Below are 11,475 nucleotides of genomic sequence, written 5' to 3'. Positions count from 1 at the left end.
CCGGTGGGGGGGGTTTTTAGGGCTATCCGGGGTTGGGGGGGGGGTTTGGCGTGGGGGCCCGGGGGGGGGGGGGGGGGGGGCCCCGGTCCCCCGGGCCCCGGCCCCCCGGCAGGTGGGGTGCCGGGGTGGGGAAGGACGGGGACACCGCCGCCCCCCGGACCCCGGCGGACGATCAGGCGGAGCGGTACTCGGTGCCCCGCAGCGTCCTGGTGCCGATCTTGTTGTGACCGTATGCGTCCTCGCCGTTGACGAGGACGGCGGACCACTTGTCCAGCGAGATGTTGCCGCCGTACTCCTCGATGTGGTCCGTGTCCGGGTACACACGGACCGAGGTGGGCACATAGCGGGACGCGAAGCCCATCCGGTAGCCCTTGCCGGTGGAGGTGTTCGGCAGCGAGGCGTGCATCAGCGTCGACAGGAAGATGACGCACTGCCCCTTCTCCATGACCAGGGAGACCGCGTCCTCTTCATTGGGCTTCCAGTCGGGGTCGAACTGGAGCTGCCGGTAGTCGTAGCCGAAGAAGCCCCGGGGGACGCCGTCCTTCACCTCCGCGTTGATGCGGTCCTCGTTGAAGTCCATCGTCTTGGTCTCGTCGTAGTTCATCTTGGTGTGGGTGCCGGGGATGATCTGCAGACAACCGTTCTCCATGGTGGAGTCGGTGAACGCGGTCCACACCGTCAGCGTGCCGCCACCGAAGTTGCTCTCGGTCTCGCCCGGCCACAGGAGCTGGGGCTTGCCGCTGGCGTTGGCGAAGGTGTCCGCCTGGTGCCAGTCGGTGCCCTCGTCACCGGGGTACTTCGGGAAGAACTCGGTGCGCCAGCAGAGCAGGTCGGGACCGAGCAGCGAGGCGACCCTGTCGATGATCTTCTGGTTGCAGATGTGCTTCGCCAGCAGGTCGACGTCGAGGTGCCGGTCGTAGTTGAAGATGTTCGGAGCTCCGATGCCCGCGTCCACCTCCGGGTAGGCGGCGTGACTGCGGTCCAGCGAATCGCGCCGGATCTCCTTCCACATCCGGTCCATCTCTTCAGGGGTGTAGACGGTCAGCGGGCCGATGTAGCCGTTCTTGTGGAACGAGGCGATCTGCTCCTCGGTAAGGGAGAAATCGGTACGCTCGCTGGTGGTCATTCCTGCTCCCTCGTCGGGTTGATGGTCTTCGTCAGTGGGTCTCGGCCGGCTGTGCCTTCGACACGGCCACGCTCAGCGATTCGGAGTAGGTCGTCCTGTTGTCGAGAACGACACCGAAGGCCGCCCCGACATGCTTGTTCAGCCGGGCGAATGTCAGGGAATGGCCGCCGATGTCCAGGAAGTTGTCGTCCCCGGTGATCTCCTGATCGTCCAGCTCGTTGCGCAACCAATCGACGACGGAAGACTCGATGTCCGTGGCACGGGACCCGGTGGACGCTGCGCCGCTCGCCGGTGAAACCTGCATGGGCTTCCTCCTCGTTGCTTTTCCATGCGTGTGAATACGGTCCCGATTCTCCGGGAAACGGGACAGGTGATGGATCGCAGCGGCGAATACCGGAGCCGCCGCCCGGCGCAGAGAGACGTACCCTGCGAAGAGTTTGCTGCCGGACCGCAGCCGGCCGCCCGGATGAGCGGCGGCGTACCGCGGGACCCGAATTGATCCGATGTGGAAGAAGTCGGCGGTGTCACGCTAGACCGGCGAGTTGAATCACTTCAAGGTCGGACAGCTCCACGGCTGTCCTGTCGGCAGGACACGGCACTACCCCGAACTGGCCGGAGTCCTGGACCGGGTGAGTCCGAAGCCGTCGCGGAGACGGCCCCCTCCCGTCGCGTACCGTCAAGATGAATTCCGGGATGGCCAGTGCGCGTGAATGCTGTATAGCCTTCGGTTGTCGTAGCGCGGAGCCCGGGAAAGAACGCCCGATCCGTCACTTCATACACTTCATCAGGGAAGGGAAATCGATGGCGAATCCTTTCGAGGACGAGAGCGGTACCTACCTGGTCCTGGTCAATGACGAGGGGCAGCATTCCCTGTGGCCTTCGTACATCGACGCGCCCGCGGGCTGGACGGTCATCAAAGACGCGGACAGCCGGCAGGCCTGCCTCGACTTCATCGACGAGAACTGGACCGACATGCGGCCCAGGAGCCTGGCGGAGGCCATGGCGAAGGACGGCGTCTGAACCTTCGCGGGACCGGCACCGCCGACAGCCCGGTACATCGATGACCACCGCGGAGGAGACATGCGAGGGATGGCGACCGACGCGTTGCCCGATGTCACGAAGATTTCCGACGAGGACCTCGAAACCCTGCTGCTGATCAGGAATTTCGAGCTTGCTCTGCTGGACCTGTTTGCCGAGGGAAAGCTCAACGGCACCACGCACACCTGTCTCGGGCAGGAATACGTGCCGGTCGCACTTGCTCCGTTGCTCCGCGACGACTTCGTGTTCAGCAACCACCGGGGCCACGGTCACTATCTGGCCCGCTTCGCCGATCCTGCCGGTCTCCTCGCGGAGATCATGGGCCGGTCGGGTGCCGTGTGCGCCGGAGTGGGCGGCAGCCAGCACATCTACCGGGAGGGATTCCTCTCCACGGGCGTGCAGGGCCAGAGTCTGCCGGTGGCCGCCGGTGTCGCCCTGCACCTGCGGCGCGCGGGGGAAGGGCGCATCGCCGTCGCCCACATCGGCGACGGCACCTGGGGCGAAGGATCGGTCTACGAGGCCCTGAACATGGCCACGTTGTGGCAGGTTCCCCTGCTGGTGGTCGTGGAGAACAACGCGATCGCCCAGTCCACCCCGACCGAGCAGCAGATGGCGGGCACGATCGCGGACCGCGCGGCTGCCTTCGGCATCGAGTACCGAGAAGTGCGCACCAGCGACGTCAACGCCATCCGCGAGGAACTGGCCCCGCTGGTCGAGGGGATGCGCAGGGGCGGCGCACCGGCGGTGGTGGAGTTCCACTGCCTGCGGCTCGGGCCGCACAGCAAGGGTGACGACACCCGCTCCGAGGAGGAGCTGGCCGATGTCCGCGCCCGGGAGTGGAGCGCCCTCTACGCACGGCGGTACAGGGACCAGTTCACCGCGATCGACGCGCGCACCCGCGCGCGGATCGCCGACCTCGTGGCGGATGTGTCCGCCCGGCCGCCGTCGAGCTGGCCGGCGCTGACCGAGTGGGGAGTGGGTGTCACCGAGTGAGCGCACTGGACAGGATCGTCGCCGAGGTGCTCGGCGTCGAGGAGACGCGGATAGACGACGAAACCGGTCCGGCCACGGCCGCGGACTGGACCAGCCTGCGGCACGTGCAGATCATCGCGGCCGTCGGAGAGGAGTTCGGGGTGCGGCTCACCCCCCGGCAGGCCCGGTCCTGCCGAAGCGTGGGCGAACTGCGCACGCTCCTCGCAGAGAAGGGGTTCCCGGTATGACGGCGGTCGCGGGCGACCCGCTCGCCTCCATCGCGCCGCGCGTCGGGGAGCATCTCAACCGCGCCTTGCACCGGCTGTTCACCCAGGAGGAACAGCTTTTCCTCCTGGGTGAGGACCTGGTCGATCCGTACGGCGGAGCATTCAAGATCACCAAAGGGCTGTCGACCGGCTTTCCGGGCCGGGTGCTGTCGACGCCGCTGAGCGAGGGCGGCATCGTGGGAGCCGGTGGCGGCCTCGCCCTGTGCGGCAACAAGGTCATCGTCGAGATCATGTTCGGCGACTTCATCGCCCTCGCCTTCGACCAGCTGCTCAACTTCGCCTCGAAGTCGGTCTCGATGTACGGGCGCGAGGTGGGCGTCCCCCTGGTGGTCCGCTGCCCGGTGGGCGGCAACCGCGGCTACGGGCCGACCCACAGCCAGAGTCCGCAGAAGCACTTCATCGGCATCCCCAACCTGGCACTGTACGAGCTGTCGCCGTTCCACGACGTGGAAGCCGTGCTGGGCGCCGCCCTGAACCGGGGCGCGCCCGGGATCTTTTTCGAGGACAAGGTCCTTTACACGCGCCGCATGTACCGCGATGGCCGCGTCGACGACCTCTTCCGCTTCGAGCTGCTGGGATCCGCTGCCGGCTGGGCGCACACCTTTCCCCAGGCCGAGGGCGGCACCTCGCCGGCCGTGGTCGTCCTCGCCCCGGGCGGCATGACCCACCGAGCCTTGGAAGCCGCTCGCCGACTGCGTACCGAACACGGCTGTTCGGTACATCTGCTGACGCCCGCTCAGCTCTATCCGCTCGATCTGGACCCGGTGCTTTCGCTGCTCGCCTCGGCGGACCGGGTCGTCGTGGTGGAGGAGAGCACCGCCGGCGGTACCTGGGGCGCCGAGGTGGCCCGGGTCGTCCACGAGCGGATCTGGTCCTCGTTGCGCGGTCCGGTGGTGCTGCTCAACTCCGCCGACTCGATCATCCCGACCGCCGGGCACCTGGAGAGCCGGGTCCTCCTCGGCGCCGACCGCATCGCGGCCGGTATCGTGGCCGCCGCGGGCCTGGGCGGCTCCCGCGCGGCCGGGGCACCCTTCGAGGAGCTGCCCGCGGAGGTGTCCGGAGCGGCCGGTGTGCCGCTCGTCGTGCCCAAGCTCAACAACAACGACACCACCTATCTGCTCACGGACTGGCTGGTGGACGAGGGGGAGTGGGTCGAGCCCGGCACCGAAGTGGTCTCGCTGGAAACCTCCAAGGCCGTACAGGACATCGAGGTCACCGAGGCCGGTTACGTTCACCGGGTCGCTGCGGTCGGGGATGAGCCGGAGGTCGGGGACGTCCTCGCCTTCCTCCTGCCACAGCCGCCCGCCCCCGGGGCGCGGGCTTCCGCACCCGTCCCCGTGGCCAGGACGGAACGTCCTGCTCCGACGACCGCCGGGCCCGTCCCGGGCGAGGACCGGCCGGGCCGGGTACACACGCTCGACCGGATTCAGCAGGGCACCGCGGCGGTGGTCACCAGGAGCCACCGCGAAGTCCCGGCCGGGTTCACGGTGGTCCGGGCGGAAGTGGGCCCCATCCTGGACGCCCTGGCGGAGCTGGGCGAGGAGACGGGCACCACGTTCGGCCTCGCGGAGGCGTTGGTCAAGGCGGTGGCCGCTCAGCATGCCGAGTTCCCGCACTTCTTCGGTTCCCTGCTGGACGACCGCACCGTCGCCCTCGCTGACGCGCCGCACGTGGGCGTGACCGTCGACACCGACGGATCCCTGTACGTACCGGTGGTCCGACAAGCACACAAGAGGTCGCTGGAGGACGTCGCCGACACTCTGATGGAGTTCAGGATGAAGGCGCTGACCAAGGACTTCCTCGCGCAGGAGCTGGACGGCGGGAACATCGCCGTCTCCCTCAACCCCGACCCCGGCGTGGTGCTGGTCCACCCCATCGTGCTCTGGCCGCAGCTGTGCATGGTGTCGGTCGGCGCGGTCGACGAGGAGTACCGGCCCGGTGCCGACGGGACGCCCCGCGCCGTCCGGTACGTCCACCTCGGACTCGCCTACGACCACCGGGTCGTCAACGGCCGGGACGCGGTGCGGTTCCTCACCGGTGTCAGGAGCGTCCTGGAGCGCCGCGATGAACCGCGGAAGTGGCTCGGGAACGCGGCGATCACGGCGGAGGAGCCGGCATGAGCACCCTGGCACCCGGCGGCCGGCGTACGGCGACGGAAGGAGGATCCCGATGGACTTCGGGATGATGGGATTTGGGTCCGCGCTCGGCGAGAAGGCCCCGGTGGCCGACATCGTGGCGGAGTACACGACGGACAGGGAGCGGGTGCTGGCGTACGGCTACCGCAATGTGCACCGGTGTCCTCCGGAGGTCGGCCTCACCGACCTGGCGGTGGCCGCGGCCCGCGAGGCGATGGCGGCGTCGGGCACCGATCCCGGCGAGCTGGACCTGGTGGTCCTGGCGATCACCGACATCCCTGAGTACCTGTACTGGGACGCCGCGGCGAGCCTCCAGGCGAGGCTCGGTGCCCACCAGGCCGAAGCCGTGCTGATCGCTCAGGGTTGCGCGGGCGGCATCACGGGCTTCGATACCATCGCCGGCCGGTTCGCCACCCACCCCGACTACAGACGGGCCTTGTTCGTGGGTGCCAACCGGACCGCCGAGGCGTACTGGAACCGGATGGAGACCCATTCGCTCCTGTTCTCCGACGGCGCCGCGGCGACGGTCGTCGGGCGCGGACACCCGGCGTTCCGCTGGCGGGGCGGCGAGGTCATCACGGACGGCCGCTACGCCGACTTCTTCCTCATGGAACAGGGCGGTGCGCTGTTCCCCTTCATGCCCGGCGAAGGGCAGCCGGCGGCCCGCGACGCCTGGGACATGATGGAATTCTTCGACTACGACTCGGACCGGTTCGAGGGCTTCATCGAGCTCATGAACGACCGGGTGCGCGAGGTGGTCCACCGCGCCTGCAAGCGGGCGGGCGTTCAGCCGGGCGATCTCGCCCGGGTCGTCCTGCTCAACGACAACGAGCAGACCCTGAAGGTGCTCGCCGACAAGCTCGGGGTGCCCGAAGAGCGCACCAACCTCGGATTCTCGCTGGAGCATGGCCACTTCGGCGCCGCCGACCATCTGCTCAACCTCCAGCAGCACGTGGCGGCGGGCGATCTCGCCGAGGGCGACCTGGTCGCGCTGGCCGGCATGGGACGCGGGATGCACTGGGGCTGCGCCATCATCGCGTGCTGACCGGCCCGGGCACGGCCACGTCCGGCGCGCGCCCGGGGGCCGGAAACAGCCGCACCAGGACGACGGGACCGCCGATGTGGCCCCAGACGGGAAGCGAACGTGACCGAGGCAGCGCAGGACGCCGCGAGTTCCAGCACACCGAGCGAGGTCGGCTGGGTCCGGCGCTACCATCCCGCGCCGGGTGCTGACCGCCGGCTGGTCTGCTTCCCGCACGCCGGCGGCTCGGCGTCGTACTACTTCCCCGTGTCGCGGGCGATCGGACCGTACGCGGACGTGCTGGCGATCCAGTACCCGGGCAGACACGATCGCCACGGCGAGGCATGTCTGGACAGCATCGGTGGCCTTGCCGACGCGCTGGAGGGTGAGCTGCCGGCGTGGTTCGACCGCCCGGTGACCTTCTTCGGCCACAGCATGGGCGCCCTGCTGGCGTTCGAGGTGGCGAGACGCCTTGAGCGGCGGGGCATTGTCCTGCACGGCCTCTGTGTCTCCGGCCGTCGCGCACCGTCACGGCCCCGGAGCGAGCGGGTTCATCTCGGCGGTGACGAGGCGCTGCTGGCGCATATGGCCCGGCTCAGCGGCACGGATTCCCGGGTGCTCGGGGACCCGGAGCTGATGCGTCTGGTCATGCCGGCGGTACGGGCCGACTACAAGGCGGTCGAGACGTACGCGTACACCGACGGGCCGCCCCTCAGCTGTCCCGTCCTCGCCCTCACCGGGGACGACGACCCACAGGTGACGCTGGAGGAGGCGGGTGCCTGGGCGGAGCATACCGGCGGCGGGTTCGCGTTGAAGGTGTTCCCCGGCGGTCACTTCTATCTCAACACGTGTGCCGACGAGGTGACGGCGGCGGTCAGGGGACATCTGGGCTGATGCCGCCCGGGCCCGGGACCGGTCCACCCGGTCCCGGGCTTCGCCGTGCCCGTCACTCGATCTCTTCACCGGACCGGTGGCTCACAGTGGCGCCATCAGTGGGACTCCTGCGCCGCGTATGGCGTCGCACGAACCCGCTTCGGCGACCGGGGGCGGGGTGCGGGCACTCGCTCTTCAGCGGTCCACAACCCCACTCCGAGCAGGGTAATGACACGTTTCGTGAGGGGGTTCACCAGGCTGAAGGGCGCCTGGGGGCGATGGCCACGAATGAGGCAAAGGGTGGCTTCCGCGCCACTTCGGTGAAGTGAACTTTGCACTGGCGCCATGAGAGTGCCATTATGGCGCTATGAATCGACCCGGCTCGTACCCAGGCCGGCGAGAGGAAGAGGCGGACCCGCCATGAGTCCTCCCGCGCCCCTCGTCTCGCCCATCGCCCGTCTCGCCGATCGCTGGGGAGCACCCACCCAGCACTTCTGGCTCCGCGGCGCCCCACCCCGGGGTGCCGTCGAGTTCGACGAGGAGACGGGGGTGTGGGACGTCCATGGCTATCCGGAGTCCGTCGCGGTCCTCTCGGACCCCGAGGTCTTCTCGTCGGACACGTCCCGGCGCTTCCTGCCCGACCCGGGCGCCTACGACAGCAGCGGCGTCCTCACGGAGTTGGACCCACCGGAGCACCGCGTCTTACGCAAGCTGGTCAACCGGGCGTTCACCCCGAAGCTCGTCGGCGAGATGGAACCGTGGATCGCCGATGTCACCGGCGAACTCCTCGACGCGGTCGACGGCCAGGACGGTATCGAGCTGATGAACGATCTGGCCTACCCGCTGCCCGTAACCGTCATCGCGGGCCTGCTGGGCGTGCCCGCCGCCGACCGCGATCTCTTCAGGCGGTGGGCGGACGAGCTCTTCCCGACCGCCGCGCCTCCAGCGGTCCGTGCCGGCGACGAGCAGACGGCGGGCATCGAGGCCGCGTTCGACCTCGAACGCCGGATGAACGACTACTTCGCCGAGCACGTGGACGACCGCAGGCGCCACCCGCGTGAGGATCTGCTCTCCGGACTGGTGAGGGCCGAGACGGAGGGGGAACGGCTGACCGGCAGGGCTCTGTCGAACTTCGTCCAACTCCTCTTCCTCGCCGGCTATGTGACCACTGCCCTGCTTCTCGGGAACACGGTGCTCTGCCTGGACACCCACCCCGAGGGCGCCGCCCTCGTGCGCCGGGACCGCACGGCGGTACCGGCCGTCATCGAGGAGTCCCTGCGCCTGATGACCCCTTTCGAGGTCGTGCACCGGGTGACGACCCGGCCCACCGTGCTCGGCGACAGAACGCTGGCCGAGGGGGAGATGGTGGCGCTCTGGCTCGGCGCTGCCAACCGGGACAGGCGGGTCTTCCCCCGGCCGCACGCCTTCGACCCCGGCCGCGGTTCCAACGTCCATCTCGGCTTCGGCCGGGGTATCCACTACTGCCTGGGTGCCTCCCTGGCGAGGCTGGAGGGGCGCATCGCGATCAGCGCACTGCTGGATCGCTTCCCCTCCCTGCGCACCGACCCGAGCAACCCGCCCGTGTTCCTGCAGTCCCCGGAGGTATCGGGTGCCAGGGTGCTGCCGCTGCTCGTCGGGCGCCACGGAGGACCGTCCTCCGCTCTCTGCTGATCTGCCTCGCGGCGGACGCGGGGCCGGCCGGTGCCCGCCCCGTGACATGACACGACCTCACTCAACGGGAGTTCTCAGACATGGCCATCTTCCTCAGCCGACTGGGCCGGTTCGCCTTCCGGCACCGGGGCCTGACCGTCCTGGTATGGCTGCTCATGCTCGGCGGCGTGGCCGTCGCGGCCTCGGCCGCGCCACCACCACCCGCGGACACCTTCTCCATGCCGGGCACCGAGTCGCAGAAAGCCTTCGACCTCCTGGAGGAGAAGTTCCCGGCGGCCTCCGCCGACGGCGCAACGGCCCGGGTCGTCCTCCGGGCGCCCGACGGCGGCAAGATCTCCGACCCGTCACCGAAGGCGCGGGTCGGCGAACTCGTCGCCGACCTGACCGGCTCCCCGCAGGTGGCGAACGTCGCCGATCCCTTCACCGCGCGAGCTGTCAGCAAGGACGGCACCACCGCGTACGCGACCGTGTCCTACAAAGTCATTGCCACGGAGCTGACGGACGAGGCTCACGATGCCCTGCTGGGGGCGGCCGACAAGGCGCGCTCCGACGGCCTCACCGTCGAGGTCGGCGGTGACGCGGTCCCCGTGGAACAGGCCCTGAACGGGACGGCGGAGCTGATCGGTCTCGGTGTCTCCGCCGTCATCCTGCTGGTCACCTTCGGGTCCCTGGTCGCCGCCGGAATGCCGCTGCTGACCGCGGTCGTCGGCGTCGGCATCGGGATCTCCGCCATCGGCGCCCTCGGCAGTACGCTCGGACTCTCCTCGACGACCACGACCCTGGCCATGATGATCGGCCTCGCGGTCGGTATCGACTACGCACTCTTCATCGTCTCGCGCTACCGGACCGAGATGGCGGACGGACGCGAGAGGGAGGAAGCGGCGGGACGCGCCACAGGGACCGCGGGTTCGGCCGTGGTCTTCGCCGGCCTCACCGTCATCGTCGCCCTCGCCGGTCTTGCGGTCGTCAACGTCCCCATGCTCACCAAGATGGGTCTCACCGCGGCCGGTACGGTCGCCGTGGCCGTGCTGGTCGCCGTCACGCTGGTCCCCGCGCTCCTCGGCTTCGCGCCGCTGCGGGTGCTGCGTCGCAGGGACCGCAAGGCGTTCCGGGGCAAGGAGCTGTCAGCACGTCAGCGCCGAAAGGCGCAGAAGCGTGAGGCCCGGCAGAAGCCGAACATGGGCGCCCGCTGGGCGAGCTTCGTCCTGCGCCGCCCCGCCGCCGTGCTGCTGCTCGGTGTGCTGAGCCTCGGCGTCATCGCGGTCCCCGCTACCCAGCTGGAGCTCGGCCTGCCCGGAGAGGGGACCATGGCCCCCGACACGACCCAGCGCAAGGCGTACGACCTGCTGTCGGAGTCCTTCGGTGACGGGTTCAACGGACCGCTCATGGTCACCGTCGAGGCCGACGACGCCAAGGGCCTCGCTGCGGAAGTGGGCGGGGAGCTTGCCGGACGGCCCGGGGTCGTGGCCGTCAGCCCTCCTGTGCTCAATGAGGCCGGCGATACCGCGATCATCAACGTCGTCCCGGAGACGGGACCGTCGGACAACCGGACCGAGGAACTCGTCCGGTCCATCCGCGAGGAGCTGGGCACGACCGGCACCGACGCCGGAGCCGAGGTGCTGCTCACCGGTCAGACCGCCATGTTCATCGACTTCTCCAAGACCCTCAACGACGCCCTGCTGCCGTACATCGGGCTCGTTGTCGGACTGGCCTTCCTTCTCCTGATGCTGGTCTTCCGGTCGGTGCTGGTGCCGCTCAAGGCCGCGCTCGGCTTCCTGCTCTCGGTCTCGGCCGCGCTCGGTGTGATCGTGGCCGTCTTCCAGTGGGGCTGGTTCGCCGACATCGTCGGGGTCGACCAGCCGGGCCCGATCATGAGTACCATGCCGATCTTCATGATCGGTGTCGTGTTCGGACTCGCCATGGACTACGAGGTCTTCCTCGTGACCCGGATGCGCGAGGCCTACGCGCACGGTGAGTCGACCCACAACGCGGTCGTCACCGGATTCCGGTACAGCGGCCGGATCGTCGCGGCCGCGGCGCTCATCATGACGAGTGTGTTCTCCGGATTCGTCATGGAGGACAACGACTTCGTGAAGATGGTGGGTCTGGCCCTCGCGCTGGCCGTCGTCTTCGACGCCTTCGTCGTACGCATGGCCATCATCCCCGCCCTCTTCGCCCTGCTGGGCGACCGGGCGTGGTGGCTGCCCAAGTGGCTCGACAGGCTGCTCCCCGACATGGATGTCGAGGGGGAGAAGCTGTCGGCCCAGAAGCCCGGTTCCACCCCGCCGCGTCAGCGCGGCGAGCACGAGAGCGTCTTCTCACGCTGACCCAGAGGGCGCCGGAGCCCCGTGG

At 69.2% G+C, this 11,475-nt stretch carries 10 protein-coding genes; 8 read left to right on the top strand and 2 right to left on the bottom strand.

From position 1 onward, the window contains the following. Window positions 1-172: 172 nt before the first annotated feature. Window positions 173-1,126, bottom strand: a complete 954-nt coding sequence (locus ACIQAK_RS22805) for a chlorinating enzyme (protein WP_366390734.1) — start codon at window positions 1,124-1,126, stop codon at window positions 173-175. Between the two features lie 31 nt (window positions 1,127-1,157). Further along, window positions 1,158-1,430, bottom strand: a complete 273-nt coding sequence (locus ACIQAK_RS22800; RefSeq protein WP_366390733.1) for a phosphopantetheine-binding protein — start codon at window positions 1,428-1,430, stop codon at window positions 1,158-1,160. 497 nt (window positions 1,431-1,927) lie between these two features. Between ACIQAK_RS22800 and ACIQAK_RS22795 the strand changes: the two genes are divergently transcribed. From ACIQAK_RS22795 to ACIQAK_RS22760, 8 genes are all read left to right on the top strand, one after another. Further along, window positions 1,928-2,146, top strand: a complete 219-nt coding sequence (locus ACIQAK_RS22795) for an MbtH family protein (RefSeq protein ID WP_366390732.1) — start codon at window positions 1,928-1,930, stop codon at window positions 2,144-2,146. A gap of 69 nt (window positions 2,147-2,215) precedes the next feature. After that, window positions 2,216-3,157 (top strand): thiamine pyrophosphate-dependent dehydrogenase E1 component subunit alpha, encoded by a 942-nt coding sequence (locus ACIQAK_RS22790; RefSeq protein WP_366390731.1) that lies wholly within the window; start codon window positions 2,216-2,218, stop codon window positions 3,155-3,157. Then, window positions 3,154-3,384: an acyl carrier protein gene (locus ACIQAK_RS22785; protein WP_366390730.1), complete on the top strand. Its 231-nt coding sequence runs from the start codon at window positions 3,154-3,156 to the stop codon at window positions 3,382-3,384. The genes ACIQAK_RS22790 and ACIQAK_RS22785 overlap by 4 nt, the downstream gene beginning before the upstream one ends. Further along, complete coding sequence (locus ACIQAK_RS22780; protein ID WP_366390729.1) at window positions 3,381-5,543, top strand: 2-oxo acid dehydrogenase subunit E2; 2,163 nt, start codon at window positions 3,381-3,383, stop codon at window positions 5,541-5,543. The genes ACIQAK_RS22785 and ACIQAK_RS22780 overlap by 4 nt, the downstream gene beginning before the upstream one ends. 49 nt (window positions 5,544-5,592) lie before the next feature. Next, window positions 5,593-6,603, top strand: coding sequence for a 3-oxoacyl-[acyl-carrier-protein] synthase III C-terminal domain-containing protein (locus ACIQAK_RS22775; protein WP_366390728.1), 1,011 nt, complete (start codon window positions 5,593-5,595; stop codon window positions 6,601-6,603). A gap of 99 nt (window positions 6,604-6,702) precedes the next feature. After that, window positions 6,703-7,473, top strand: a complete 771-nt coding sequence (locus ACIQAK_RS22770) for an alpha/beta fold hydrolase (RefSeq protein ID WP_366390727.1) — start codon at window positions 6,703-6,705, stop codon at window positions 7,471-7,473. A gap of 399 nt (window positions 7,474-7,872) precedes the next feature. Then, window positions 7,873-9,123, top strand: a complete 1,251-nt coding sequence (locus tag ACIQAK_RS22765) for a cytochrome P450 (protein WP_366390726.1) — start codon at window positions 7,873-7,875, stop codon at window positions 9,121-9,123. Window positions 9,124-9,203: 80 nt separating this feature from the next. After that, window positions 9,204-11,450, top strand: coding sequence for an MMPL family transporter (locus tag ACIQAK_RS22760; protein WP_366390725.1), 2,247 nt, complete (start codon window positions 9,204-9,206; stop codon window positions 11,448-11,450). Window positions 11,451-11,475 lie beyond the last annotated feature (25 nt).

It is taken from the genome of Streptomyces sp. NPDC088706, from assembly GCF_044752765.1.
In the GTDB taxonomy this organism is placed as follows: Bacteria; Actinomycetota; Actinomycetes; order Streptomycetales; family Streptomycetaceae; genus Streptomyces.
The sequence above is the reverse complement of the archived record's forward strand: the minus strand, read 5'-3'. Positions and strand labels throughout refer to the sequence as shown.